Source organism: Bifidobacterium primatium, assembly GCF_002802875.1.
Classification (GTDB): Bacteria; Actinomycetota; Actinomycetes; order Actinomycetales; family Bifidobacteriaceae; genus Galliscardovia; species Galliscardovia primatium.
Genome location: NZ_PEBI01000004.1, coordinates 1 through 26,231 on the forward strand (window position 1 = coordinate 1; position 26,231 = coordinate 26,231).

Below are 26,231 nucleotides of genomic sequence, written 5' to 3' on the forward strand. Positions count from 1 at the left end.
ACGGCACAACCAGCCGGCCCGAAGACCAACCGGAAACGCACAATCCTTCAAAACGACAACCCAACCAACCGGAAAAAACCAACCGGCCGGGCCATCAACTGGCAATCAAAAACAAAAATTCAGTAGTACAAAACACGCTCTTGAGTTCTCAAACCACCACCACACCAACAAACCAGACCCACAACCCAAGGAAGCAGGCCGGCCGTGCCGGGCAGCGAGTAAGAAACTTACACCAACCCACACCACAACGCAAACCCAAACAAAACAACAACCCCAAAACCACTGAAAACAAACGCCACCCACGGCGTGTCGCAAAAAGACGAAAAGCCCCTGCAGCGGGGCTCTCCGTCGCTGAAACCAGCATAAAAACCTCGAACATTACCGGAACATGACCACAAAAACACCACAACGAAAACAACGGAACAACACGATTCCGAAGAGACGCGAGATTCCCACCCCAGCGAGGAACGTCGTACGCATCGTCATTCTCCTGGTATGACAAAACGGCAGACGTTATCGTCTGCCGTTTATGACATCTATCTGCCTCCCTACTCGCAGGCCACACCGTCTCCGTCACGGTCCAGTTTCGTGGAGTATCCGGGCTGTCCCCTGTACAGCGGAGCCTTACCTGCGGCACGGGCCGCGGAACAGTTCGCATAATAGGCGTCACCTGTCGATTGGGCGGAAGCCGTAGGCGCCGATGACGCGGTCGGCGTGGAGGTCGCCGTCGGCGAGGATGCGGCCGAAGCGGTCGGCGAGCTCGTAGCGCTGCCGGTCACGCTCGGCGTGGCCTTTGCCGAAGCAGACGCCGAGAGCCCGTTATCAGCGGGAACGGTCTGGGATGGACATGACGCAAGCACGGATTCCATGGCGTCATGTTCGGCCTGCGTGACCCAGAGCGAGTACTTGTGCTTCACACCTATCTGCCTGGCCACGTATGAGCATCGGTAGCTTTTGTTCGCAGGCAGCCATGTTGCAGCATCGCCGTCGCTTTTCTGCTCGTTCGACGGGCCGTCGACGGCAAGAAGGTTATAGGGGTCGTTGGCAAGGCGCTTGCGGGTATCGGAGTCGAGCTGCTGCGCTCCCTTCTGCCAGGCATCGGACAGGGCGACCACATGGTCGATCTGGACGGCCGTGGAGGTGTTCTGCCCGCGTTGGAACTGAATGGTCTTGCCCGTATACGGGTCGGCAAGCGTCCCGGTTGCGACCACGCAGTTGTGGGTGCCGCTCCGGTAGGTCACATTCGTCATGTCACGATTGAGGATATCGTTGCGCGTGTCGCATCCGTTGCCGTCCACGTCCGCCCATGCGGGGCCGAATTGGGTGCGCGCGTAGCCCGTTTTCGGCGCACGTCCCTTGATCGGCAATGAAGCAAGCACGGTGATGGCCCGGTCCTCATCCCCCGTATTCGTGGAGGAACCGCCGGCAGTGCCCGACGCGGCCGACGTAGAGGACGAGGATGACTGGACGGACCGGAAGGAAGCGGAATCTCCCGCGTCATCGCAGGCCGCCAGAGCGATGATCAACGCCATGCATCCGGCGGCACAGGTTATACGGCGGGCCGTCGTCGCGAAAGAGTGTCCATGTAGGGGCATCATGCCGGATCCTTTCATGCTGAGTTCGATCTCGCGGACCGTTGGTATACGGGTGCGCGGAATCGAATGCGGATATGAAAAAAGCCGAAGCAATGCTTCGGCTTAGTCCGCTCCTGCGGCTGGGCTTGAACCAGCGACCGTCCGATTAACAGTCGGATGCTCTGCCAACTGAGCTACGCAGGAATATCTGATAAGTCGCTTGCGCGGCTCACAAGAAATGAAGGATAGCTGTAAATATGAGTGCATGCAACTTCGGCGTGTCTACCATTCGGCGAACCACCGGCGTGTATGCGATCATGCCTCCCGTTGTCTGCGGCGACGCATCAATCTCGGCTCATCACCATCGTTTACGGTCACGGCGTCGATCACGACCTTGCTGACGTCGTCCATTTCGGGGAGACGGAACATGATGTCCTCGAGTGTGCGTTCGATGATCGCACGCAGCCCCCTGGCGCCGGTTCCGCTGGCAATGGCCTTGGAGGCTATGGCGGTAATGGCCTCATCGGTGAAGACAAGATCGACGTCGTCGGCGATGAACAGCTTCTGATACTGCTTGGTCAGCGCATTCACCGGCTCTCTCAGAATCCTCTCAAGATCCGTTACCGTCAGATCATCCAATACGCTAAGCACGGGAAGACGCCCGATGAATTCGGGCAGCAGGCCGTATTCGACCAGATCGTCCGGCATCACCTGTTTGAGAATCTGGGAATCGGAGAGTTCCTTCTGCCGCCGTGCGGAGCCGAATCCGCTTTCACGACGGCCAAGACGCTGCTCGATGAGGTCCTTGAGCCCGACGAATGCCCCCGCGCAGATGAACAGGATGTTGCGCGTGTCGATCTGAACGGAATCCTGGTCGCGATGCTTTCTCGTCCCTTCCATGGGGACCGTGGCGACGGTGCCTTCGATAATCTTCAGCAGCGCCTGCTGGACACCTTCGCCGGAGACGTCGCGCGTGATGGAGACGTTCTCTCCGCTTTTGCGCGCGATCTTGTCGATCTCGTCGATATAGATGATGCCCCTGCCGGCACGCTCGACGTCGCCGTCGGCCGCCTGTATGAGTCGTTGCAGCACGGTTTCGACGTCATCCCCCACGTAGCCGGCCTCGGTCAGCGTGGTGGCGTCGGTGATCACGAACGGCACGTTCATCACCCGTGCGAGGGTCTGGGCGAGATAAGTCTTGCCTACTCCCGTGGGACCGAGCAGCATGATGTTCGACTTGGCGATCTCCACGTCGTCGAATCGCCCGTGCCTGCTCCCCTGCCTTATGGACAGCCGCTCCGCCTTCTCCTGCAGTTCCATGTTCACGCGTTTGTAGTGGTTGTACACCGCGACGGAGAGAGTGCGTTTCGCGTCGGATTGTCCGACGACGAAACGATTGAGGTAATCGAATATTCGTCGGGGAACGGGCAGTCTCAAGGCATCGGCTTCGGCGTCACGTCGCCGTTCGTCGGAAATGATATCCACGCACAGTTCGATGCATTCGTCACAGATGGATGCTCCGGGGCCGGTGACGAGTTTACGTACCTGATGCTCGTTTTTCCCGCAAAACGTACAGGTTGGCGTCTCTTCGTTGTAGCTGATCACCGTTCCCATAGGCTCTTTCCCTCCGACGCGGGTACTACGTATTCGTCCGTATTCGATTGCAGGTATGTGATAAGGATGAGACCGGGACCCCTTTCGGGGCACTCGGTCTCATCCTTGATGACATGGCATCACTGACGATGTTCCAGCACCTCGTCGACGATGCCGTATTCCTTGGCCTGCTGGGCCGTGAGGAAGGTATCCACTTCGATGTCCTTGCGGATTCGTTCCACATCCTGGCCGGTGTGCTTGACCAGAGTGTTCTCGAGCCACTCGCGCATGCGCAGCATTTCCTTGGCCTGGATCTCGATCTCCGTGGCCTTGCCGAAGCCCTGATCGATGGCGGGCTGGTGGATGAGCACTCGCGCGTTCGGCAGCATCAGTCGCTTGCCCTTCGTGCCGGCGGCAAGGAGAATGGCGGCGGCCGAAGCGGCCTGTCCGAGACAGACGGTCTGCACATCGGGCTTGATGTACTGCATGGTGTCGTAGATGGCGGTCATGGCCGTCATGGAGCCACCGGGGGAATTGATGTACATCATGACGTCACGGTTCGGGTCCTGGCTCTCCAGAACCAGCAGCTGCGCCATGATGTCGTCGGCAGAGGTGTCGTCGACCTGTACGCCCATGAAGATGATGCGGTCCTCGAACAGCTTGGTGTAGGGGTCCTGACGCTTGAACCCGTATGGCGTCTTCTCCTCGAACTGGGGAAGGATATAGCGGTTCTGCGGCATCATGCCGGCCAGGCGCTGGGCGCGCGCCACGTACTGTGCTTCTTCGGAGGCCATGTTACTCACCCTTCTTTTCAGCGGTCATGGTACCGGCGGTCGTTACGATCTTATCGACGAATCCGTATTCCAAGGCTTCCTTGGCGGTGTACCAGTGGTCGTACTCGTTGTCGCGATAGATTTCCTCAAGCGTATGGCCGGTCTGCTGGGCCGTGAGCTCGGCGAGGGTGCGCTTCATGTCCATGATGAGTTCGGCGCTGATACGCACATCGGTGGTGGTGCCGCCGATGCCGCCGGAGGGCTGGTGCATCAGCACACGGGCGTGCGACGTGAGGAAACGCTTGCCGGGGGTGCCGGAGCTGAGCAGGAACTGTCCCATGGAGGCGCACATGCCCAGACCCACGGTGGCCACATCGGGCTCGATGAGCTGCATGGTGTCGTAGATGGCCATGCCGGCGGTGATGGAGCCACCGGGCGAATTGATGTACAGCCAGATGTCCTTCTTCGGATCCTCAGCAGCCAGCATCAGCATCTGGGCGCTGATGCGATTGGCCATATCATCCTTGACTTCTTCGCCGAGCCAGATGATGCGGTCCTTCAGCAGACGATTGAAAATCGGGTCGACGGGACCTGCCGGGGCGTCATCAGCGGCCATCACCGGCGATGGGGTAAGCATGGTAGTCACCTTGTCACCTATCTCCTTGTATGCGTGACGCACTTTTGCATGCACATCACGGTCATTGATTGGTTGCCGAACGTATTCGGCACTAGTAGTAGGCTACCGCCTGATGTCGTCTTCCGTGGTATTTTGCGCTGAATGCGCAAAGAACACGAAGCAGGAGTCGTTCCTCGCAGCCGTCCACGTAACGGGCCGCTCCCCCGATGCTCCCGACGAATACGAGAACGGCGCGGACCATGACTGGTCCGCGCCGTTCATACGTTAACCATCCGATACGGAATCTTCCGATGGACGACCGTGAATACGACTACTCGGCGTCGTTGGCGATCTGGTCGGCGACGGCGGCAGCGGCGGAGGCGGCCTCAACGCTTTCCTGGGCTTCCTCTTCCTCACCGAGGAACTGGCTCAGATCGAGGGCGTTGCCTTCCGGGTCGACGAAGGAGACGGCGCGCATACCGGCCAGCAGGCCCTTGGAGCGGCCGACTTCCTGCACGGCGGAGCCGATCTGACCGTTCTGGATGATGGAGCTGATGAAGCGGTTCGGGTCCATGCCGTACTGCTGGGCGATGGAGGACAGGAACTGCATGACATCGTTCTGGGAGACCTTGACGTCCATCTTCTCGGCGAGGGCGTCGAGCGTGATCTGGTCGCGAAGTTCCTTTTCGGCGGACTCTTCGGCTTCCTTCTTCTGCTCGTCGGTGGCGCTCTCCGGATCCGGGGTCATCGACTTGATGTGCTCGGCGACGAGGTTGGCCTTGATGCCCTTCGGCACCGGAATCTCGACGGATTCCTGCAGCTTGGCGATGAAGGCGTCGCGGGCGTCGTTCGCCTGACGGCCCTCGGCGTCGCGCTCGCACTGCTTGCGCACGTCGGCCTTCAGCTCGTCGAGCGTGTCGAACTCGGAGGCTTCCTGGGCGAAGTCATCGTTGAGCTCGGGGAGCTCTTCCGCCTTGACGGAGTTGACCTTCACCTTGATCTGGGCCTTCTCGCCGGCGTGATCGCCGCCCTCGAGAGTGCTTTCGAACGTGGTCTCCTCGCCGGCGGACAGGCCTTCGAGGGCCTCATCCATGCCTTCGAGCATGGTGCCGGAGCCGAGCTCGTAGCTCACGCCTTCCTGGGAGTCGACGGACTCGCCGTCGATCTGGGCCTCAAGGTCGATGTTGGCGTAGTCGCCCTTGCCGGCGGGACGATCCACACCCACCAGGGTGCCGAAGCGCTGGCGCAGGTTCTCGAGACGCTTCTCGACGTCCTCATCGGACACGGCCGGCTTGGCGACCTCGATGCTCAGGCCGTCGAGCTCGGGCAGGTCGAACTTCGGACGGACCTCGACCTCGGCAGTGAACTTCAGCTTGGTGTCGTCCTTGGCCGACTCCGGAAGCTCCTTGATGTCGAGCTTCGGCTGATCCATCGGACGCAGTTCCTTCTCCTCGGCGGCCTTGGAATACAGCTCCGGAACGGCATTGTTGACGGCTTCTCCGGCGACGGCGCCGAAGCCGACGCGCTGGTCGATGATCTTGCCGGGGACGTGGCCCTTGCGGAAGCCGGGGATGTTCACCTGCTTGGCGATCTCCTTGCGAGCCGCATCGAGGTACGGATCGAACTCCTCAGGATTGACGGTGACCGTCAGACGGACCTTGGTGGGTTCCAGATTCCTCACGGTGATTTTCACTCTGCGCTCCAATTCGTAGAAAACTTCGGTTATAGCCATTCAAGGCAACCGTTACATTGTAACCCTACTCACGGACTCTGCAATGAGCGAAATCTGCCAGTCTCTGGCACCCTGCGCCTTCAGGAAGTCGGGGATGTCCTCGGGACGTGGGTTTTTCCAGCAAAGATTACGCACGATCTGTGGTTTGAGCAGCACCTCGACGGGCGTATGCGTGTCCTCTCCGATCTGCGCGATCACCTGCCGGACCGCCTGCAGCCGCGCGAATCGTTCGGGATGATGGACCCTCCAGTACTTCATGGAGCGGGGCGCATTCGTGATGTCCTCGTTCATCGGCTTCGGCGCGGTGGTCGGCAGCTCGTCCACCGACAGCGCCAAGGCGTCGAGGATGGCCTGCCTCCACACGGAGGGCTTCACTCGGCGCTGCAACGGGGCATACCGCTCGAACATCTTGTCCTGTTCGCTGTCGGTATGCATGCGCACCCGTTCGTTCAGGGAGCGTATGGCCTTGAACTGCCTGGAATTGCGGGGCTTGCGCTCCCCCGCCTCGATCATTGCGGTATCGGACAGCAGCAGCGTGGGAGCGATGTCCAGCTCCCTGGCGTATCTGTCTCTGACGGTCCAGAGGCTGCGTACCACGGCAAGGCCACGCGGGTCATGGTTCAGCGCAGTGATATGCGACACCCGCCTCCATGGTTCAGGATGCGCCGCACGGGGCTCGCCTCCCTTGACGAGCAGATATGAGAACTCCTCGCGCGCCCATTCCAGCTTGCCCTGACCGCGGAGCTCGTCAAGCAGCCTGGCACGCAGCTCGATGAGCACCTCGACATCCAGCGCGGCGTAGTTCCGCCAGTCCCGAGGCAGGGGGCGGTACGACCAATCGGCTGCGGAATGCTCCTTCGACAGCACCAGCCCCAGATACTTCGCCGTCACCGACGCCAGGCCGAAACGCGTGTTGCCGATCAGTCGCGCGGCGACCTCGGTGTCGAACACCGCCGACGGCCTCATGCCCAGCGCAAAGAAGCCCGGCAGGTCCTGCAGGGAGTCGTGGATGATCCAGTCGACGCCTTTCACCGCATCGTTGAAATCCCCCCAGTCGACACCTTCGGCCTCAAGGGCCACGGGATCGAACAGGGCTATGCCGGCCCCGTTTCTTTTGAACTGCACGAGCCAGTCCTCCTGCCCGTACCGGAAACCCGACGCCCTTTCGGCATCGGCCGCCACGGGTCCGTCGGCCTGCGCGAAACGCTCCACCATCGCGTCGAACGCCTCTCTGGTGTCGATGACGTCGGGTACTCCCCCACGGGGTTCTTTCAACAGGTGGGGTTCTACGGAATCAATCAATGTTTGGTTCTTCCAGTTCATCGTTGTCGTCAAGGGTCTGCAGGAATCGCGCCCAGCCATCGATCTGCATCGCGGCATCCGGGCTTCCGTCGGGGCCGAGCACAGGAGTCCATGACACCCGGAGCTCGCAGCCGTGGCTCCGCTCTTGCGTGGAGTATCGTGCCAGGGTCCCGAACGAAGTGTTCTGATTCAGACTTACCGTACCACCAAGGGTTTCCTCCTGGACGCCGGTCATCATCCTTTCCAGCCAGTCCCAGGTCAACGACGCCGTAAGATCGTCGACGCGTCGCTCGTCCGATGTCACCGACGCAAAGGCGACGCAGCGCCAATGCGAATCCCATGCCTCCTGCACACGTTCCCGGTACAGCAGCAGCAGCCAGCCGCCGACCGTGCAATGGGAAACGTCCTCGATGCCCAACTGCACGCCTATGCCGTAATCGGCCATGGAGGCCGGCACTGCTATCTCCCGATATGACACACCCTTGCGAGGCGTCATGGAACGCACCGATTCCACGGCCCGCAACACCACGTCGGGGGCCGGAACGCCACGGTCGCTGTTGTCCGAGGCTGATTGCTGCATATGGGGCGTCATCGCCGACACGCCCGCAGGGAAAGCGTAAATCTCGGCCATAGTCCAACAATAACCCAACGGCAACGGAATCATGCGGATTTACTATCAGGGTCCACCCAAAGCACACCCTTCTTCCGAAAACACGCAGTGCGAAAGCGCCGAGAACGCATATCGTCCCGCTCCCCCATGCGAAGGACCGGGACGATATGCGAAAAGAATCGGATGATGCGTCTAGTACACGGTCAGGCCGTGGTCCTCGAACTGCTTGACGACACGCTGACGCAACTTGGCTGAAGGGCCCTTGGCGTCCTCGAGCGGATACGGGATGCGCAGCTCGTGCCACTTCGGGCGGCCAAGCTGATGGAAGCCGAGCACGTCGACGTGCTCGACGGCGTCGCCGAACGATTCGCAGATCCTGGCGACGTTCTCGACGTTCTCCTCGGAGTCGGTGAGACCGGGGACGAGGACGAAGCGCACCCAGATCTTCACGTTGTGGTCGGCGAGACGACGGCCGAAGTCGATGGTGGGCTGGAGGATGCCGCCGGTGACCTTCTTATAGGTCGCCTCATCGCCGGATTTGACGTCGAGCAGGCACAGGTCGATGTCGTCGAGCTGCTCGTCGGTGTAGTTTGCGCCAAGGAATCCCGAGGTGTCGAGACAGGTGTGCACGCCCATCTCCTTGGTGGCGCGGAACACTCGAGAAACGAACGCCGGCTGCATCATGGATTCGCCGCCGGAGAAGGTGATGCCGCCGCCGGTGGCCTTGAACAGCTCCTTGTAGCGTTCGATCTTCTTGACCATGGCATCGAAGTAGACGGGCTTGCCGTCGCGCATCTTCCAGGTGTCGGGGTTCTGGCAGTACTGGCAGCGCAGCGGGCAGCCGCTCATGAAGACGGTCATGCGGGTGCCCGGGCCGTCGACGGATGTGTTGATGTCCCATGAATGGACGAATCCGATGTCACCTGACTTCAGTGCGCGAATGCGATCGCGGCGATCGAGACCGATGGGCGATTCGAAGCCGGAAAGGCCACCCATCAGGGTCTGGCTCGCATACTCCTTGTTGGTTTTAAGCATATGCGGCTGCGTGGTTTTGAACTGAATGCTCTCAGACATCGGCGTCCTCATTTCTAGAGAAAAGGGGGCGGAGCAACGTGTGCCCCGTCCCCATCATGTTACCGCTTATGCGGCTGTGACTGGTTTAGAAATCAGTCGGTGACGGCTCCCTGGTGGAACGTACGGGAGATGACGTCGAGCTGCTGCTCCTTGGTGAGCTTCACGAAGTTCACAGCGTAGCCGGAGACACGCACGGTCAGGTGCGGGTACTTTTCGGGGTGCTCAACGGCGTCTTCCATGGTCTCCTTGCGCAGAACGTTGATGTTCGCGTGGTAGAGGCCGTGGCCGTTGCCGGCATCGAGGATGCCGACCAGGTTGTTGATGCGCTCGTCCTCGTCGCGGCCAAGACCGTCAGGGGTGATGGTGTTGGTCAGCGAGATGCCGTCGAGAGCATCGTTGTAGTCGATCTTGCCGACGGAGAACATGGACGGCAGCATGCCGTGGGAGTCCATGCCGTTCTCCGGGTTGGCGCCCGGAGCGTACGGGGTGCCCTTCTTGTGGCCGGACGGGAAGGAACCGGTGTTCTTGCCGTACTCCACGTTGGAGGTGATCGTCAGGATGGACTGGGTCGGGACGGCGCCACGGTAGACGGGCAGGCGCTTGACCTGACCCATGACGGTGGACACAACCCACTTGGCGATGTCGTCGGCGCGATCGTCGTCGTTACCGTAGATCGGGAACTCGCCCTCGGTGCGGTAGCCGACCACCAGATCGTCGTCAGCACCCTCGACGTACTCGTACTCGTGGCCTTCGAGGTTCTTGGCGTCCTTGTTGTAGATCGGGTACACCTTGGCGTACTTGATGGCGGCCAGGGAGTCGGCGGCGATGGACAGACCGGACATACCGCAACCAAGGGTACGGTACACTTCCTTGTCGTGCAGAGCCATCTCGATGGACTCGTAGGCGTACTTATCGTGCATGTAGTGGATGATGTTCAGAGCCTGCACGTAGGTCTCGGACAGCCACTCGAGAGCCTTCTCGTAGTTGTCCTTGACCTTGGCGTAATCCAGGGTGCCGTCGGCTTCCGGAGTGATCGGATCGATGACGCCCTTGTCGATGACCTGCATGCCGGTCATCTCGTCGCGGCCGCCGTTGATGGCGTACAGCAGGGCCTTGGCGGAGTTCACACGAGCGGCGAAGAACTGCATCTGCTTGCCGACACGCATCGGGGAGACGCAGCAGGCGATGGCGGCGTCGTCGCCCCAGTGGCCACGAATTTCCTTATCGGACTCGTACTGGATGGCGGAGGTGTCGATGGAGATCTTGGCGCAGAAGCGCTTGTAGCCTTCCGGCAGCTTCGGATCCCAGAAGATGGTGATGTTCGGCTCGGGGCCAGGTCCGAGGTGCTCGAGGGTCAGGGTCGCGAGCAGACGGAACGAGGTCTTGGTGACCATGGCACGGCCGTCGTCGGCGAAGCCGGCGTCGGACCAGGTGGCCCAGTAAGGATCACCGGAGAAGATGTTGTCGTAGTCCTTCGTACGCAGGAAGCGGACGATGCGGAGCTTCATGACGATGTTGTCGATGATCTCCTGGGCGTCGGTCTCGGTGATGAGGCCGGCCTTGAGGTCGCGCTCGAAGTAGCAGTCGAAGAAGGCGGAGTTGCGGCCGAAGGACATGGCGGCGCCGTCCTGGCTCTTGATGGAGGCGAGGTAGCCCATGTAGGTCCACTGCACGGCCTCGTGAGCGTTCTGAGCCGGGCGGGACAGATCCAGACCGTACTCGTTGCCGAGGGTGATCAGCTGCTTGAGGGCCTTGATCTGCTCGTCGTGCTCCTCGCGGAAGCGAATCCAGTGCTCGATTTCGGTCTCGGTGAAGTCGTTGCGGTAAGGAATGGAGTCCTTATCCTTCTTCTTCTGCTCGATGAGGAAGTTCACACCGTACAGAGCGACACGACGGTAGTCGCCGATGATGCGGCCACGGCCGTAGGCGTCCGGAAGACCGGTGAGGATCTTGTTGTGGCGGGCGACCTTGATCTGCTTGGTGTACACGCCGAAGACGCCATCGTTGTGGGTCTTGCGGTACTTGGTGAAGATCTTCTTGATCTCCGGATCCGGCTCCTTGCCGGCTTCCTTGATGGCCTGCTCGACCATACGCCAACCGCCGTTCGGCATCATGGCGCGCTTGCAGGGGACGTCGGTCTGAAGGCCGACGATCACGTTATCGACCTCGGGGCTGTCGATGTAGCCAGCCGGGAAAGCGTCGATGCCTGCAGGGGTGTGGGTGTCAACGTCGTAGACGCGCTGCTTGCGCTCCACAGCGAGGTAGTTGTCATCGAGGTACTTCCACAGGTGCTTGGTCTTGTCCGTGGCGTCGGCCAGGAAGGACTCGTCACCCTCGTACGGCGTGAAGTTCTTCTGGATGAAGTCACGCACGTCGATTTCATTCTGCCAGTTGCCGCCGTTGAAGCCGTCCCAGGCCTTGGCCTGGAGGTCTTCGGCGGAAACCTTAGCGGCATCTACTGCTGTCATATTCGCTCCTTGTTGAGGACTGCATCGGTTGCATCATCGCCCGATGTCAGTGTCCATTCTAGCCAAGGTTTTCTAGGTGCGAGAGCGGTTTTCGCGTGACGTTCCTCACATTTGGAGCACGCTCCCAGGGCCTTTTATGACCCACGTCACACAACCCGTATGACCCAGCTCACATTAGCCGTGCATACGGTGACGGAGACTTCCGGACGGAGGACGACGAGGGCCCGCCGGACGACGTTCGGCGGGCCCGTTCGGCGGTCACCGCCATCCGCGGTCCTGCTCCTCCCATTTGCGGTTGCGCTCCTCGACGATCTTCCAGGCGTTGAGGGCATCCTCCTCGGAGTCATACGGTCCCATGCGCTCCCCTATCGGGGACTTGGGCCCGAGTTCTGCCTGCTCGGTACGCGTGTTGAAATACCACTTCTTCTTGTCATCGACCATCGACGACGCTCCTTTCCATGTTGTGCGTGACGGTTGAGTGCGGCGTCCGGGAACGGTCCGGGCCTATTCGCGGAAACGGCTGGTGATCGGAAGACGGCGATCGCGGCCGAATGCCAGGGATGTGACCTTCGGCCCCAGCGGATACTGGCGCCGCTTCCATTCCGCACGGTCGACCAGCCGCATGACGGTGTCCACGGTCTGCTCGTCGAAGCCGTCCGCGAGCAGGTCGGCCCGTCCATGCGCGTGTTCGATATACGCGGCGAGCACCTTGTCCAGCAGATCGTATTCAGGCAGGGAATCGGAGTCCTTCTGCCCGGGACGCAGCTCCGCGCTCGGAGGCTTGACGATGGAGTTGACGGGGATGATCTCCTCACACGGCACGCCTCGGGAGCCCGACTCGTTGCCCACCACGGCGAGCCCGCCGATGCCGATGCCGCGTCGAGCCGCCTCGTTGCGCCAGCGGGCCAGCTGCCAGACGCGGGTCTTGAGCAGGTCCTTGATGGGCGCGTATCCGCCGACCGCGTCGCCGTAGATGGTCGAGTAGCCGCAGGCGAGCTCGCTTTTGTTGCCGGTGGCCAGAGCCAGCAGCCCCTTGGAGTTGGAATACGCCATGACGATTACGCCGCGGATGCGGGCCTGCAGGTTCTCCGCGGCCACGCCATCGAGTCCGAGCTGGCTCTGGTACGCATTGAACAGCGGTTCGATCGGCTGGATGTCGTAATGGGCGCCGAGGTTGCGGGCGAGGTCGGCCGCGTCGTCCTTGGAGCCGTCGGACGAATACATGCTGGGCATGGAGACGCCCCAGACGTGCCCCCCTCCGCAGGCGTCGGCCGCCATGGCCGCCACCAGCGCGGAATCGATGCCGCCGGAGAGACCCAGAACAACCCCGGTGAAGCCGTTCTTGACCATGTAGTCCTTGAGGCCCAGCACGCAGGCCGTGTAGACCTCCTCATCGGGGTCGAGCTCGTCGGCCAGCGTGGAGACCGTCGCCTCCTGCCCCCTCGCGCCCAGCGTCCAATAGCTGAGGTCCTCCATGAACCTCGGCGAACGCTCCAGCAGCGTCCCGTCCGGCGCGATGACGAAGCTGCCGCCGTCGAACACCAGGTCGTCCTGGCCTCCGACCTGGTTGAGGTAGATGAGCGGGGCATTGACCTCGGCGGCACGGCGCGCACCGAGGTCGACGCGGGTGTCGCCCTTGCCCTCCTCATAGGGAGAGCCGTTGATGGTCAGCAGCACGTCGATGTCCCGGCCGGCGAGCTCGGCGACCGGGCCGCCGTCCTGCCAGATGTCCTCGCAGATGGCCACGCCGATGCGGCGGCCGTTCACCTCCAGCACCACGGAACGCGAACCGGGGCTGAAGATGCGGAACTCGTCGAAGACGCCGTAGTTCGGCAGGAAGTGCTTGTCGTAGCCGGCCCATACCACGCCTTCATGCAGGACCACGAGACGGTTCTGCGGCAGTGAGGAGTCACGCTCGGTGCCCACCGTGCCCACCACGACGTACAGGCCGCCGAGTCCTTCTTCGGCGAGATCCGCCGCCAGACGGTCGGCGGTGTTCCATGCGGCCTTGCGGAAGGTGGCCCGGAAGGCGAGGTCCTCGATGGGGTATCCGGTCAGCGTCATCTCGGGGAACACGACCACATCGGCGTGGTCGCGCGCCGCCCTGCGCGCGTATTCCAGGACCTTGCGCGCATTGCCGTCAAGATCGCCGACGCAGGTGTCGATCTGGGCCAGCGCGAAGCGGATTTCCTCGGTATTCATATTCTTGACTCCTGTTCGATCGGTATGTGTTCATACTATGCCGAACCGGCGCCCGACGACGGCATCGTCGCGGCGGTGTCGGAACCTGTCCGGCGTCGCCTCGCGCCGGTCTGGCATCCATGCGAGACTATGCAGTATGACTACAGCAATCATGCATACCTCGGAAGGCGACATCCGCCTGAACCTGTTCGACGACCAGACCCCGAAGACCGTCGAGAACTTTGTCGGACTCGCCACGGGCGACAAAGAGTGGCTCGACCCGTTCACCGGCCAGTCCTCCCACGAGAAGTTCTACAACGGCCTGTCGTTCCATCGCATCATCAAGGACTTCATGATCCAGGGCGGCTGCCCGCTCGGCACCGGCACCGGCGGCCCCGGCTACACCTTCGACGATGAGATCGACCCGTCCCTGAAGTTCGACCGCCCGTACCTGCTGGCCATGGCCAACGCCGGCCTGCGCCGCGGCGCCGACGGCCTGCCCCACGGCACCAACGGCTCGCAGTTCTTCATCACCACCGTCCCCACCCCCTGGCTGGACGGACACCACACCATCTTCGGCGAGGTCGCCGATGACGAGTCGAAGGCCGTGGTCGACAAGCTCGACGCCGTGCCGACCGACCGCGGCGACAAGCCGCTTGACCCCGTGATCATCGAAACCGTCGAGATTCTGTAAGACGCCATCGGACGCCGGCCCTCGGGAGGGCGTGCATACGCGCACATATCGTGCATGCACGCCCTCCCCTTTTTCATATTCCGTCGTTGAACGCCGCCTATAAATTATTTCGATTATTCCCACGTCGTGTTCCATACGGTTTTCCCTTATAGTGGGGTCCGTTCAAAGGGACGTTATGAAGAGAGGACACGTCATGATCAATCGCAAGGGCATTGTGGGTGCGGCATTGGCCGTCACGACCATCGCGGCGCTGGCGCTCAGCGGATGCGGCAGCTCCACCGGCTCGTCGGGTTCCTCCGACGACAAGACCATCGTGGTGGCCGCCAGCCCGACCCCGCACGCCGAAATCCTCAACAACGCGGTCAAGCCGCTGGTGGAGAAGGACGGCTACAAGCTCGAGGTGAAGGAGTTCACCGACTACGTGCAGCCGAACACCGCGACCGAGGAGGGCGAGGTGGACGCCAACTACTTCCAGCACAAGCCGTACCTCGATGACTTCAACAAGGAGAAGGGCACCCATCTGGTGTCGGTCGCCGCAGTGCATTTCGAGCCGTTCGGCCTGTACCCGGGCAAGACGAAGTCGCTTGACAAGCTGGGCAACGGCGCCACGGTGGCGGTGCCGAACGACGCGACGAACGAGGCCCGCGCCCTCCTGCTGCTGCAGGATGCCGGCCTCATCAAGCTCAAGGATCCGAAGGACATCAACGCCACGCCGAAGGATATCACCAGCAATCCGAAGAACCTGCAGTTCAAGGAGCTCGAGGCCGCCGTGGTCCCGACCGTGCTCCAGGACGTCGACATCGCGGCACTGAACGGCAACTACGCCATCCAGGCGAAGTTCGATCCCGAGAAGGACGCGCTGGTGACCGAGAAGGTCGGGGGCCTTGCCGCCAAGACGTACGCGAACATCCTCGTCGTCAAGGAGGGCAATGAGAACACCGCCAAGACGAAGGAGCTCAAGAAGGCCCTGACGTCCAGCGAGGTCAAGGACTACATCAACAAGAACTACAAGGGCGCCGTCGTCCCCGTGTTCTAATCGACGCCGTCCGATACCATGACACAACGCATGTGGTGATGCCGCCCGACCCCTGACGGGGAGGGCGGCATCATCGTCTTATCCATACTGTTTTTTCGATGCATCGGAACACCATGATTCAATTCGAACATCTTCATAAGAGCTACGGCGAGGGCCGCGAGGCGCACGAGGTGCTGCACGACATCAACCTCGACATCCGCAAGGGCGAGGTCTTCGGCATCCTCGGCTCGTCCGGCGCGGGCAAATCCACCCTCGTACGCTGTATCAACCTGCTGGAACGTCCCACGAAGGGCAAGGTCGTCATCGACGGCAAGGACGTGACCGACGCCTCCGGCGCCCGTCTTGCCGAACTGCGCTCCTCCATCGGCATGATCTTCCAGAACTTCAGCCTGTTCCAGCAGCGCACCGTGCTGCGCAACATCACCTTCCCGCTGGAACTCAACCATGTATCCAGGGCGGAGCGCACGGCACGGGCGGAGAGGCTCCTCGACATGGTGGGGCTCGCTGGCTACGGCGACCGCTACCCCAGCCAGCTTTCGGGCGGCCAGCAGCAGCGTGTGGCCATCGCCCGCGCCCTGGCGAACAACCCCTCCATCATGCTGTGCGACGAGGCGACCAGTGCGCTCGACTCGACGACCACCGTACAGATCCTCGACCTGCTGCGCCGCATCAACCGCGAGATGGACGTGACCATGGTCGTCATCACGCATTCGCTGCCGGTCGCGCGCAGCATCTGCGACCGTGTGGCCATGATCGACGGCGGTCGCATCGTCGAGGAGGGCGAGACGGAGGCGCTGTTCGCCAACCCGCAGAGCGACATCCTCAAGGCTCTTATCGCCAGCGCCAATGCGCAAAACACACGCCGAGCCGATGATGCGATCGAGGCCGATACGACGAACAGCGAGGTGAAGTGACATGACCGCGGTGATTCAGGAGTTCATCAACGAATACGGCGAACTACTGCTGGACGGCACATGGGAGACGCTGGTCATGACCATCGTCTCCACACTGGTCGCCTATGTGATCGGCGTACCGGTCGGCGTGCTGCTGACCATCAGCGGCCCCGGCGCCCTCAGACCGAATCGCGTCCTGCATACCGTGCTGGGCTGGATCGTCAACATCGGCCGTTCCATTCCCTTCATCATTCTGCTGGTCGCGATGATTCCGCTCACGCGACTCATCATGGGCACGTCTCTGGGTGTCGCCGGAGCGATTCCGCCGCTGATTGTCTCCGCGGCGCCGTTCGTCGGCCGCATGGTCGAGCAATCGCTGGCCGAAGTGGACGAAGGACTGATCGAGGCGGCGCAGAGCTTCGGCGCCGGCACCTGGCAGATCGTCACGAAGGTGCTGCTGTTCGAAAGTCTGCCGTCGCTGGTCCGTGGCGCCACCATCACCTTCATCAATCTGTTCGGCTATTCGGCCATGGCCGGAACCGTGGGCGCCGGCGGCCTAGGCGACATCGCCATCCGATATGGATACCAGCGCTACCAGTATGACGTCATGATCGTCTCGGTGGTGCTCTGCGTGATTCTGGTGCAGATCTTCCAAAGCCTCGGCAACGTGCTGGCCCGTCATATCGACCATCACTCGCGCTGATGCAGCGCATATGGCATATCGTGCCATTGCAAAAACGCTCCTGCGGAACACCGTTTCCGCAGGAGCGTTTTTCGTCATCCGGGTCCGATCAGCGCCGTACCAGATTATGCAGAGGCCGGTTCTGCGCATAGTTGGAGACGTTCTCCAATGCAATCTCGATGATGCGCTCGACAGTGACGTCAAGATGGTTGCCGCCGGCCACGTGTGGGGTGATCAGCACGTTCGGCATGCCCCACAGCGGATCGTCCGCCGGCAGCGGCTCGGGTTCGGTGACGTCGAGTCCGATACCGCGCAGGCGAGGGGCCGCATCATGCAGCGCCGATGGATCGATGACGTCGCCGCGCCCCGCATTGAGCACGATGGCTCCGGGCTTGAGCAGGGCGAACCGGTGTGCGTCGAGCAGATGATGGGTCTGCGGGGACGCCGGCACGGTGCTGGCCACCACGTCGGCCTTGGTGAGCAGCACATCGAGCGCATCGAATCCGAACATGGCGTCGATGCCGCCGGCCGGTTTATTCGGGTCGCGTCGCACACCGATGGTGTGGGCGCCCACGCCCTTGACCATCGTGGCGAACGTGGAGCCAATATCGCCGGTGCCGATGACCAGCACCTCGGCGTTGCGGGGTGACATCGCAGGGCCTAGGTCATGCCAGTCGTTCTCACGCTGGTTGTCCCGATAGCCGGGAAGGTTCTTCATCAGCGACCACATCATGGCGAACAGGTGCTCGGCGACGCTCTGCCCATAGGCACCGGTGGCGTTGGTTACCTGCACGGCGGCGCCAAGCACGCCGGGGGCGAGATACTTGTCGACGCCGGCACTCCAGGTCTGCAGCCATTCCAGATTCGGATAGTCGCCCATGTCGGTCGGCGGCACGTTGCCGATGATGGCCGTGGCGGATGCCCTCATGCCTTCGGGCACACCGGCGGGCCACGCCATCTGGCCACGCATGGAGTCGTCGCCGACGAACTCCTGCCGCATGCCGGCGGCGGCCTCTGCGAAACGGCGCCTCTCCCCCGAATCCAGCGGCAGGCAGTTCACTATCATCTTTTCCGACGGCATCGTGCCATTCAACATGACCCCTCCTGTTTCCATATTCCGCGTTTCCATGCGGATTCAACGCAGCCCGTCACAGAACAGCTTCACACGCCGCAGCCCTTCACGAAGAGCGTCGCGTGAGGCCGCGTAGGAAAGCCGCACATGGGTGTCCGCCGTGGCGACCGCGAAGTCGCGTCCCGGCGTCAACGCCACATCATACTCATCGAGCAGACGCTCGCAGAACGTCCAGGAGTCCAGCCCCGTGGAGCTGATGTCGAAGTACACGTAGAACGCGCCGGTCGGCCGCACTTCCAACGGCAAGCCGATATCGGCCAGTCCTTCGACGACCACCTTGCGACGGGCGAGGAACTCACGGCGACGAGCGTCGCATTCCGCATACGACTCCGGGGTGAAGCACTCCACGGCCGCATACTGCACCGGCGTGGGCGCGCACAGCAGGTAGTTCATGGCGAGATTATCGGCCGCCTGCAGCAGGGGCTCGGGCAGTACCATCCAACCGAGTCGCCAGCCGGTCATGCCGAAGTATTTGGAGAAGCTGTTGACGGTGATGGCGTCGGGATCGCAGGCCAGTACGGATCGCACGGTGGTGTTGCCGTCGGCGTCGACATCGGCCAGGTCGAGATAGGTCTCGTCCACGATGCGCCACGCACTATGCTCTCGCGCGTAGTCGCACACCTCGGTCAGCGTGTCGAACGGTATGCAGGTTCCCGTGGGGTTGGACGGGGACGTGATCATCACGGCGGCCACGTCGTCGTCCCATGCCTCGCTTACGCCGGCGAGATCGAGATGGTAGCGCGTCTCGGCGCTGGTCGGCACGTTGACCACAGTGCCGCCGAATGTTTTCACCAGCTCGCGGTTGCACGGATAGGACGGGTCGGCCACAATCACCCGGTCGCCGGGGTTCACGGTGAGCGCGGCGGCGAGCAGCAGTCCCTCGGATCCCCCGCAGGTGATGCAGATGCGGGCCGGATCCACGTCGAGACCGTGACGCTCACGATAGAAGCCGCTGATGGCCTCACGCAACCGGGGGATGCCGAATGTGGCGGTGTAGGGCAGCGGACGGCCGTCCATGAGTTCGGCCATGGCGCGACGTACGGCCTTCGGGGCACCGAAATCAGGCTCCCCCAGTCCCAGCTTGATAACGTCGTGCCCCTGGGCGATGAGCTCGTCCGCCCGGGCGCCGAACGCCATGGCCCTGAACGGCTCGGATCGCTCGGCTCGAATCGACATCTTCGGCGACTGCTGGCTCATGATATGCATTCCTCGGTATGTGTGAACGGATGTGGTGGTCTCGTAGCATCTTAACGCCGAAATACTCCCTCGTTCGGCTCATCGTCAAAATCCCATATCGGCGTTGACCTTACAGGGTTCCCTTTATGTAGGACGTTATCCCGATATTGCTATCCTCAGGATAGTACGGTCCCAAATCATCGCCGTCGCATCGTACGACGGCGTACTGCCATGACAGGGGGAAGCATGCTGCATTTCGACAGCGATTACATGGAGGGCGCCCATCCACGCATCCTTGAGGCATTATGCCGCGACAACGGCAGCCAGCATGTGGGCTACGGCCTCGACGGCATCTGCGGCGAGGCGAAGGACCGCATACGGAAGGCCTGCGGCACGCCTGACGCCGAGGTGTGGTTCCTCGTCGGCGGCACGCAGACCAATCGCACGGTCATCGATTCCACGCTCCGCCCCTACGAGGGTGTGGTCGCCGCGGAAAGCGGGCATATCAGCGTTCATGAGGCCGGAGCCATAGAGTCGAGCGGCCACAAGGTGATCACGCTTCCCCAGCATGACGGCAAGATCGACGCGGCCGAGTTGCGCGACTATCTGGAGACGTTCGAACACGACGAGAACCACGATCATATGGTCAAGCCCGGCATGACGTACATCTCCCATCCCACGGAATTCGGCACGTTGTATTCGGCCGGCGAACTGCGCGAGATCAGCGGCATCTGCCATGACCACGGCATTCCGCTGTATCTCGACGGCGCTCGTCTGGGCTACGGGCTGGCGGCGGACGGCACCGACGTGACGCTGCATACCGTGGCCGAATGCTGCGACGTGTTCTATATCGGCGGCACCAAGGTGGGGGCGTTGTTCGGCGAGGCCGTGGTGATCACGCATCCGCACCTCATCGACGGGTTCTTCCCGCAGATCAAGCTCAACGGCGCGCTGCTGGCGAAGGGATGGCTGCTTGGATTGCAGTTCAACACGTTGTTCACCGATGGATTGTATGAGCGCATCGCACGGAACGCCATCGTTCAGGCCATGCGCATCAAACGTGGATTCGCCGAAAAAGGCTACCGCCAGCTGTTCGACTCCCCCACCAACCAACAGTTCCTCATCCTCGACAATGAGACAATGGATTGCCTGCGAAAGGACGTCTCGTTCAGCTTCTGGGAGAAGTATGACGACGGTCACACCGTCGTACGGTTCGCGACCAGCTGGGCGACGAAACCGGAGGATGTCGACGCATTGCTGCAACTGCTGCAGCATCCATGATCGGCGACGATTCGGCTGGCCGGCCACCGCACGTCGATATGGGTATTGCGTAGACACCCTGCCCATCGGCCGCCGATTGCGTCGGGGCGGAACGAAAAAGGGCTTCCTTTCCGGGAAGCCCTTCGAAGTGGAACGACGTTCAGTCGGTCACTTGGTGTAGTCCATGTTCTTGCTTTCCTTGATGAGCAGCAGCGCGATCAGGGCGACGGCGCTCATGGCGGCCATGTACCAGCCGACTGACATGATGCCGTAGGTGCTCACCAGCCAGGTGGCCAGCGACGGGGCGAACGCACCGCCGAAGATGGCGGCGAGGTTGTAGCTCAGGCCGGCGCCGGAGTAGCGCACGTGCATCGGGAAGAGCTCGGGCAGGTAGGCGCCGGAGGGGCCGAACAGTCCGCCCATGAGCACGAAGCCGAGGCAGAGGAAGAGCATGATGCGGGTGGCGTCGTGCTGGAGCAGTGCCGGGGCGAAGAAGCTGAACACGAGGGTGACGGCCGTGGTAGCGAGCAGCACCTTCTTGCGGCCGCGCTTGTCGGCCTGCAGGCAGCCGACGACGATGAACGCGGCGAAGAAGAACACCGAGACCATCTGCATGGCGAGGTATTCGGGCTGGCTGAAGCCGAGGCCGGAGACGCCGTAGCTCAGGGACCAGGTGCCGAGGATGTAGAACAGCGTGTAGGTGATGCCCATGGCCACGGTGCCGAGGAGCACCTGCCTCCAGTACGGCAGCAGGTCGGTGAGCGGGTGCTTGGAGGTGCGCTTCTCCTCGGAGGCCTTCTGGAAGACCGGGGTCTCGCTCATGCGGGCACGCACGTAGAGGCCGATGATGACGAGGATGGCGGACATGAGGAACGGGATGCGCCAGCCGAAGGCGACCATCTGGGCCTTGCTCAGATGCGTGGTGAGCAGCAGGTTGATGCCGTAGGCGCAGAAGAAACCGATGGGGGCGCCGAGGTTCGGGAAGGAGCCATAGAGGGCGCGCTTGTTGGCCGGCGCGTTCTCCGTGGCGACGAGCGCGGCGCCGGACCATTCACCGGCGAGGCCGACGCCCTGGCATGCACGGCAGAGGCACAGGATGACGACGGACCACACGCCGATCTGCTCGTAGCCGGGCAGCACGCCGACGAGGAAGGTCGAGATGCCCATGGTCATCAGGGCCACGACCAGGGTCTTCTTACGGCCGAGCTTGTCGCCGAAGTGGCCGAACAGCATGGAGCCGAACGGGCGGGCGAGGAAGGAGACGGCGAAGGTGACGAATGCCATCAGCGTGGCGATGGCGGGGTTGGACTTGGCGACGTCGGTGAAGAAGATGAGGCCGAAATAGCTGGCTGCGGCGATGGAATAGCAGTAGTTGTCGTAGAACTCGATGGCGGTGCCGACCATCGATGCCGCGATGATCTCGGCGACGGAATCCTTCTTTACCGCCTTGGTGCCGGCCAGTGTTGCCGTTGTGGTTGACATGATTGGTATGTCTTTCTCTCTACACAGTACGTGCATCGAGACCGGCCGGATGCGTTCGGCGGGTGGCGTTCCGCATCACAAATGCCGGGCGACGATGCGGAGCTTTGTTTCCCCTTCTTGGAGGCTGCAACCATCATGGCCCCTCCGTCGTGACGGCGGTTTTTATTCTCGAATAGTGGACTCGCCCGCCCGAAAATGTGTGATGGTTCACATTGCGTTGCCGCCGGTGATGATGGGCATGCGATACGCAAAGAGGCCCGCCGGGCGAACCCGACGGGCCTCTCCGAAGGAGGGAAATGAGACGTTGCTATTCCTTCTTGAATGCGGTGACCGCACGCTGGAGGACAACGAAGATGAGGATCATCACACCGACCACAATCTGCACGGCCTCGGCGGGGACGCCGAAGTCAGTGGTCAGCGGCTCGAGGATGGAGCGGACCAGCGCGCCGAGCACGGAGCCGAGCACGTAGCCGAAGCCGCCGGTGATGATCGTACCGCCGATGACGACGGAGGCGACGGCGTCGAGCTCCCAGCCCACACCCACCGTGTTCTTGGCGGAACCGATGTTGGCGGTGTAGACGATGGAGGCCAAAGCGGCAAGCGTGGCGGACGTCAGGTAAATGACGTACTGCGTGCGCTTGACGGGCAGACCCATGAGCTCGGCGGAGGAGCGGGAACCGCCGATGGCGTAGATCGTGCGGCCGGTGCGGGTGTGGTGCAGCAGGATGTAGCCGAACACGACCACGACCAGGGCGATGATCACACCGAGGTTGATGCTCAGATCGTTGGCGACCTTCGGGTTGTCGATAATCTTCCAGCCTTCGCCGCCGATCCAGGCGTAACCGTTGTCGGCCGGCATGGTCAGGGAGTCGGTGGAGATGATGGAGGCGATGCCTCGGGCGAGGAACATGGTCGACAGCGTCGCGATGAACGGCTGCATGTTGAATTCCTCGATGAGCACGCCGGCGAGCAGGCCGAACGCCGCGCCGATGAGCAGCATGACGATGAGGACCAGCGGGGCGGGGGTGCCGCCGTTGAGCATCTTCATGCCGACGACCGCGGTGATGGCCACGATGGCGCCGACCGAAAGGTCGATGCCGCCGGTGAGGATCGGCAGGGTCATGGCGACCGCCAGGATGATCAGGTAGGCATGGTCGATGAACAGCGAGGAGATGAAGCCGAGCCTGAAGTAGGTGCCGAACAGCACCTGACCCATGATCAGCATCAGGATGAAGATCACCACGGCGGCAATCGTCGGAATCATCTGGGCGTCGAACTTGCCGCCCTTGGCCTTCTTGGCCTTTGGAGTCACTGCTGCGGAACTCATGCTGCCACCGCCTTCTGAGAATCCTTGAGCGCGCGCTTGCGCTTCAATTCGGCGCTCAAGTTGTGAACCTTCGGAGCCTGCATCACACAGATGATGATGACCACGGCGGCGAAGAAGGCCGGGGTTGCGGCCGAATCGACACCGAGGGTGATGATGGTCTTGCGGATCATCGCGATGATGACGGCGCCGAGGGCGCTGCCCGCGAGGGAGAACTTGCCGCCGAGCAGCGAGGTTCCACCGATGACGACCGCGAGGATTGCGTACATTTCAAGATCCTGGCCGGTCTTGACCACGTCGACTCGCATCACGGATGCGGTGGCGAACAGGCCGGCGATGGCGGCGAGCACGCCGGAGATCGCGTAGACGAGGAAGAGGATCTTGCGGGGGTTGATGCCGGTCATGCGGCTGGCTTCCTGGTTGATGCCGACGGACTCGATCATCATGCCCATGGCGGTCTTACGGGCGACGGCGCCGACCGCAAGGACGATGACGAGGGCGATGACGAAGTTGGCCGGGATGCCGAGGATGAAGCCGTTGGCCATCCAGCGCAGCGGCTCGCCTCCGGCGACCTGGGAGGCGTCGGTGTTCTCGCCGGAGGTGATGACCTTGGCGATGCCTCGACCGGCGAGCATCATGATCAGGGTGGTGATGAACGGCTGAAGACCGAGGATGGAGACCAGCACGCCGTTGATGGAGCCGATGACCAGGCCGATGAGCAGGGCCACGAGGATGGCGACCCACACGTTGGCGCCGTTGGTCAGCAGCTGCATGGCGGTCGCACCGGCGACGGCCATCACGGAACCGACGGACAGATCGATGCCGGCGGTGGAGATGACGAGCGTCATACCGGTGGCGATCATCAGGTATCGCGCGGATTCCTGCAGCATGGTGATGAGCGGGCCCGCGAGACCACCGGTGTTCTTGTTCCACGTGAGGCTGAGGAACTGGTGGTCGACGATGGTGCAGATGATGATCAGCGCGATCAGTGCGACGACCGACCAGGTCAGGTTGTTGCCGAGGAGCTTGGCGACGACGTTGTTCTTGTCGTCCTTCTTCTCTGCTGCTGCCATCTCACGCCTCCTTTCCGGAATTTGCGATCGTCTCGACGATGGTGGCCTGCGAGACGGTGTCGTCGTTTACGATGTCTGCGATCTTCTTGTGGTCCTTGAGCACGGTGATGGTGTCGGAGAGTCGGACTACCTCCTCGAGCTCGGAGGAGATGAAGACCACGCCCATGCCCTCGGCCGCGAGCTCGAGGACCTTCTGCTGAATTTCGGCCTTGGCGCCGATGTCGATGCCTCGGGTCGGCTCATCGAGGATGAGCAGCTTCGGATGGATGGCCAGCCAGCGGGCGATCAGCACCTTCTGCTGGTTGCCGCCGGAGAGGTTCTTGATGAGCTTGTTCGGATCCGGCGGGCGGACGTTGAGCTCCTTCATGTACTTGTCGACGATCTCGTCCGCTTCCTTCTTCGGAATCGGGTTGAACATGCCGCGGATGGCCTGCAGGGCGATGAGCATGTTCTGACGGACGGTCAGGTCGGCGACGATGCCCTCGTCTCGACGGTTCTCGGTGGAGTAGGCGATGCCGTTCTTCAGCGCGACGTACGGGCTGTCGATGGTGACCTTCTTGCCGTTGAGCAGGTACTCGCCGTGGTCGGGCTTGTCGGCGCCGAACATCAGGCGGCCGAGTTCCGTACGGCCGGAGCCGAGCAGACCGGCGAAGCCGACGACCTCGCCCGCGTACACGTCCTGGTCGGTGGGCTCGATCTGGCCCTTGCGGCCGAGCTGCTTGATGGTGACGACGGGCTTCTCGCCGGGCTTGATCTCGCGGCGGGCCTTCTTGGCGCCGATCTGGCTCAGCTCGGCCGCAGACTTGCCGATCATCATGCCGATGAGCTCGTCGCGCGGGGTCTCCTTGGTCATGACCTCCTTGATGAACTGGCCGTTGCGCAGGATGGTCAGACGGTCGGTGATCTCGTAGATCTGGTCGAGGAAGTGGGAGACGAAGAGGATGGCGACGCCGGAGTCGCGCACCTTGCGCATGATGGCGAACAGTTCCTGGACCTCGTTGGCGTCCAGGGAGGAGGTCGGCTCGTCGAGGATGAGCACCTTCGCATCGATGACCATGGCTCGGGCGATGGCGACGAGCTGCTGCATGGCGATGGAGATGGAGCTCAGCGGGGCGCGCGGGTCGAGGTGCTCGAGGCCCATCTTCGCGAGGTGCTTGCGGGCCTCGGCGTGGGTCTTCTTCCAGTCGATGCCGAAGGGGCCGCGCTTCTCGTGGCCGAGCATCACGTTCTCGCCGATGGAGAGGTTGGTGCACAGGTTGACTTCCTGGTACACGGTGGCGATGCCCGCGTTCTGGGCGTCGAGAGTGCCGTTGAGCTGCGTGGGCTTGCCATCGACCGTGATGGAGCCGGCGTCGATCTTGTACACACCGGTCAGCGCCTTGATCATCGTGGACTTGCCGGCGCCGTTCTCACCCATGAGAGCGTGGACCTCACCCGGGAAGAGGCGAAGGTTGACACCGTCCAGAGCCTTGACACCAGGGAATTCGATCGTGATGCCCTTCATCACGACGATTGGTTGCTTATCTGTCATGTCTTTGCCTTACGAAAGGGAATGT

23 protein-coding genes and 1 tRNA gene are annotated in these 26,231 nt (G+C 62.1%); 6 read left to right on the forward strand and 18 right to left on the reverse strand.

Translation table 11 applies throughout. The features are described 5' to 3' along the window. Positions 1-392, forward strand: a 392-nt coding sequence (locus CS006_RS10770; protein ID WP_165777306.1) for a hypothetical protein, incomplete at its 5' end; no start/stop codon positions are given. A 156-nt stretch (positions 393-548) separates the two neighbouring features. Here CS006_RS10770 and CS006_RS08035 read toward each other — a convergent pair. From CS006_RS08035 to CS006_RS08090, 12 genes are all read right to left on the reverse strand, one after another. Beyond that, the gene (locus CS006_RS08035; protein WP_207760029.1) at positions 549-1,532 is read right to left on the reverse strand and encodes a GmrSD restriction endonuclease domain-containing protein; all 984 of its coding nucleotides are present in this window, start codon (positions 1,530-1,532) and stop codon (positions 549-551) included. A gap of 173 nt (positions 1,533-1,705) precedes the next feature. Then, positions 1,706-1,778: transfer RNA gene (locus tag CS006_RS08040), tRNA-Asn, on the reverse strand. 111 nt (positions 1,779-1,889) lie between these two features. Further along, complete coding sequence (gene clpX / locus CS006_RS08045) at positions 1,890-3,188, reverse strand: ATP-dependent Clp protease ATP-binding subunit ClpX (RefSeq protein WP_100511316.1); 1,299 nt, start codon at positions 3,186-3,188, stop codon at positions 1,890-1,892. A 119-nt stretch (positions 3,189-3,307) separates the two neighbouring features. Next, complete coding sequence (locus CS006_RS08050; RefSeq protein WP_100511317.1) at positions 3,308-3,961, reverse strand: ATP-dependent Clp protease proteolytic subunit; 654 nt, start codon at positions 3,959-3,961, stop codon at positions 3,308-3,310. A 1-nt stretch (position 3,962) separates the two neighbouring features. Next, positions 3,963-4,577 carry an ATP-dependent Clp protease proteolytic subunit gene (locus tag CS006_RS08055; protein WP_275575984.1) on the reverse strand — a complete coding sequence of 205 codons (615 nt, stop codon included), beginning with the start codon at positions 4,575-4,577 and terminating at the stop codon, positions 3,963-3,965. A 310-nt stretch (positions 4,578-4,887) separates the two neighbouring features. Continuing rightward, on the reverse strand, positions 4,888-6,249 hold the full coding sequence (tig, locus tag CS006_RS08060) for a trigger factor (RefSeq protein WP_100511318.1): 1,362 nt from the start codon (positions 6,247-6,249) through the stop codon (positions 4,888-4,890). A 51-nt stretch (positions 6,250-6,300) separates the two neighbouring features. After that, positions 6,301-7,611, reverse strand: a complete 1,311-nt coding sequence (locus CS006_RS08065) for an HRDC domain-containing protein (protein WP_100511319.1) — start codon at positions 7,609-7,611, stop codon at positions 6,301-6,303. Beyond that, a complete protein-coding gene (locus CS006_RS08070; RefSeq protein WP_165777307.1) occupies positions 7,583-8,221 on the reverse strand; it encodes a DUF3000 family protein in 639 nt (212 codons plus the stop codon). Before CS006_RS08070 ends, CS006_RS08065 begins: the two co-directional genes overlap by 29 nt. Positions 8,222-8,392: 171 nt before the next feature. Next, positions 8,393-9,274, reverse strand: coding sequence for a pyruvate formate-lyase-activating protein (gene pflA, locus CS006_RS08075; protein ID WP_100511321.1), 882 nt, complete (start codon positions 9,272-9,274; stop codon positions 8,393-8,395). Between the two features lie 92 nt (positions 9,275-9,366). Continuing rightward, positions 9,367-11,742, reverse strand: a complete 2,376-nt coding sequence (gene pflB, locus CS006_RS08080; RefSeq protein WP_100511322.1) for a formate C-acetyltransferase — start codon at positions 11,740-11,742, stop codon at positions 9,367-9,369. A 258-nt stretch (positions 11,743-12,000) separates the two neighbouring features. Continuing rightward, positions 12,001-12,183 carry a hypothetical protein gene (locus CS006_RS08085; RefSeq protein ID WP_100511323.1) on the reverse strand — a complete coding sequence of 61 codons (183 nt, stop codon included), beginning with the start codon at positions 12,181-12,183 and terminating at the stop codon, positions 12,001-12,003. Positions 12,184-12,246: 63 nt separating this feature from the next. After that, a complete protein-coding gene (locus tag CS006_RS08090) occupies positions 12,247-13,944 on the reverse strand; it encodes an NAD+ synthase (RefSeq protein ID WP_100511324.1) in 1,698 nt (565 codons plus the stop codon). 136 nt (positions 13,945-14,080) lie between these two features. Here CS006_RS08090 and CS006_RS08095 point away from each other — a divergent pair, with 136 nt between their 5' ends. The 4 genes from CS006_RS08095 to CS006_RS08110 all read left to right on the forward strand — a co-directional run bounded on the left by CS006_RS08095 (position 14,081) and on the right by CS006_RS08110 (position 17,249). Continuing rightward, complete coding sequence (locus CS006_RS08095; RefSeq protein ID WP_100511325.1) at positions 14,081-14,617, forward strand: peptidylprolyl isomerase; 537 nt, start codon at positions 14,081-14,083, stop codon at positions 14,615-14,617. Positions 14,618-14,810: 193 nt separating this feature from the next. After that, positions 14,811-15,653: a MetQ/NlpA family ABC transporter substrate-binding protein gene (locus CS006_RS08100; protein WP_165777308.1), complete on the forward strand. Its 843-nt coding sequence runs from the start codon at positions 14,811-14,813 to the stop codon at positions 15,651-15,653. A gap of 113 nt (positions 15,654-15,766) precedes the next feature. Then, complete coding sequence (locus CS006_RS08105) at positions 15,767-16,567, forward strand: methionine ABC transporter ATP-binding protein (protein ID WP_100511326.1); 801 nt, start codon at positions 15,767-15,769, stop codon at positions 16,565-16,567. 1 nt (position 16,568) lies between these two features. Continuing rightward, positions 16,569-17,249: a methionine ABC transporter permease gene (locus CS006_RS08110; RefSeq protein ID WP_100511327.1), complete on the forward strand. Its 681-nt coding sequence runs from the start codon at positions 16,569-16,571 to the stop codon at positions 17,247-17,249. A gap of 88 nt (positions 17,250-17,337) precedes the next feature. Here the strand turns inward: CS006_RS08110 and CS006_RS08115 are convergent, their stop codons facing one another. Both CS006_RS08115 and CS006_RS08120 read right to left on the reverse strand, forming a co-directional pair. Beyond that, positions 17,338-18,324, reverse strand: coding sequence for a D-2-hydroxyacid dehydrogenase (locus tag CS006_RS08115; RefSeq protein WP_243386955.1), 987 nt, complete (start codon positions 18,322-18,324; stop codon positions 17,338-17,340). 39 nt (positions 18,325-18,363) lie between these two features. Continuing rightward, entirely contained in the window at positions 18,364-19,566 is a 1,203-nt protein-coding gene (locus CS006_RS08120; protein WP_423734837.1) for a pyridoxal phosphate-dependent aminotransferase, read from the reverse strand. A gap of 216 nt (positions 19,567-19,782) precedes the next feature. Between CS006_RS08120 and CS006_RS08125 the strand changes: the two genes are divergently transcribed. Then, entirely contained in the window at positions 19,783-20,817 is a 1,035-nt protein-coding gene (locus tag CS006_RS08125; RefSeq protein WP_100511328.1) for a threonine aldolase family protein, read from the forward strand. A 147-nt stretch (positions 20,818-20,964) separates the two neighbouring features. On the opposite strand, the gene CS006_RS08130 is transcribed toward CS006_RS08125, so the two are convergent. From CS006_RS08130 to fruK, 4 genes are all read right to left on the reverse strand, one after another. Then, a complete protein-coding gene (locus tag CS006_RS08130; protein ID WP_243386957.1) occupies positions 20,965-22,278 on the reverse strand; it encodes an MFS transporter in 1,314 nt (437 codons plus the stop codon). Positions 22,279-22,585: 307 nt separating this feature from the next. Then, positions 22,586-23,605, reverse strand: coding sequence for a fructose ABC transporter permease FruG (fruG, locus tag CS006_RS08135; RefSeq protein WP_100511329.1), 1,020 nt, complete (start codon positions 23,603-23,605; stop codon positions 22,586-22,588). Beyond that, on the reverse strand, positions 23,602-24,675 hold the full coding sequence (fruF, locus tag CS006_RS08140; protein WP_100511330.1) for a fructose ABC transporter permease FruF: 1,074 nt from the start codon (positions 24,673-24,675) through the stop codon (positions 23,602-23,604). The genes fruG and fruF overlap by 4 nt, the downstream gene beginning before the upstream one ends. Before the next feature lies 1 nt (position 24,676). After that, entirely contained in the window at positions 24,677-26,206 is a 1,530-nt protein-coding gene (gene fruK, locus CS006_RS08145; RefSeq protein ID WP_100511331.1) for a fructose ABC transporter ATP-binding protein FruK, read from the reverse strand. Between the last annotated feature and the right edge of the window lie 25 nt (positions 26,207-26,231).

Coding starts and splice junctions, on each gene's coding strand:
- CS006_RS08035 (WP_207760029.1), bottom strand. CDS start 1,532: ATGGCGTTGATCATCGCTCTGGCGGCCTGCGATGACGCGGGAGATTCC.
- clpX (WP_100511316.1), bottom strand. CDS start 3,188: ATGGGAACGGTGATCAGCTACAACGAAGAGACGCCAACCTGTACGTTT.
- CS006_RS08050 (WP_100511317.1), bottom strand. CDS start 3,961: ATGGCCTCCGAAGAAGCACAGTACGTGGCGCGCGCCCAGCGCCTGGCC.
- CS006_RS08055 (WP_275575984.1), bottom strand. CDS start 4,577: ATGCTTACCCCATCGCCGGTGATGGCCGCTGATGACGCCCCGGCAGGT.
- CS006_RS08065 (WP_100511319.1), bottom strand. CDS start 7,611: ATGAACTGGAAGAACCAAACATTGATTGATTCCGTAGAACCCCACCTG.
- CS006_RS08070 (WP_165777307.1), bottom strand. CDS start 8,221: ATGGCCGAGATTTACGCTTTCCCTGCGGGCGTGTCGGCGATGACGCCC.
- pflA (WP_100511321.1), bottom strand. CDS start 9,274: ATGTCTGAGAGCATTCAGTTCAAAACCACGCAGCCGCATATGCTTAAA.
- pflB (WP_100511322.1), bottom strand. CDS start 11,742: ATGACAGCAGTAGATGCCGCTAAGGTTTCCGCCGAAGACCTCCAGGCC.
- CS006_RS08085 (WP_100511323.1), bottom strand. CDS start 12,183: ATGGTCGATGACAAGAAGAAGTGGTATTTCAACACGCGTACCGAGCAG.
- CS006_RS08090 (WP_100511324.1), bottom strand. CDS start 13,944: ATGAATACCGAGGAAATCCGCTTCGCGCTGGCCCAGATCGACACCTGC.
- CS006_RS08095 (WP_100511325.1), top strand. CDS start 14,081: ATGACTACAGCAATCATGCATACCTCGGAAGGCGACATCCGCCTGAAC.
- CS006_RS08100 (WP_165777308.1), top strand. CDS start 14,811: ATGATCAATCGCAAGGGCATTGTGGGTGCGGCATTGGCCGTCACGACC.
- CS006_RS08105 (WP_100511326.1), top strand. CDS start 15,767: ATGATTCAATTCGAACATCTTCATAAGAGCTACGGCGAGGGCCGCGAG.
- CS006_RS08110 (WP_100511327.1), top strand. CDS start 16,569: ATGACCGCGGTGATTCAGGAGTTCATCAACGAATACGGCGAACTACTG.
- CS006_RS08115 (WP_243386955.1), bottom strand. CDS start 18,324: ATGTTGAATGGCACGATGCCGTCGGAAAAGATGATAGTGAACTGCCTG.
- CS006_RS08120 (WP_423734837.1), bottom strand. CDS start 19,566: ATGCATATCATGAGCCAGCAGTCGCCGAAGATGTCGATTCGAGCCGAG.
- CS006_RS08125 (WP_100511328.1), top strand. CDS start 19,783: ATGCTGCATTTCGACAGCGATTACATGGAGGGCGCCCATCCACGCATC.
- CS006_RS08130 (WP_243386957.1), bottom strand. CDS start 22,278: ATGTCAACCACAACGGCAACACTGGCCGGCACCAAGGCGGTAAAGAAG.
- fruG (WP_100511329.1), bottom strand. CDS start 23,605: ATGAGTTCCGCAGCAGTGACTCCAAAGGCCAAGAAGGCCAAGGGCGGC.
- fruF (WP_100511330.1), bottom strand. CDS start 24,675: ATGGCAGCAGCAGAGAAGAAGGACGACAAGAACAACGTCGTCGCCAAG.
- fruK (WP_100511331.1), bottom strand. CDS start 26,206: ATGACAGATAAGCAACCAATCGTCGTGATGAAGGGCATCACGATCGAA.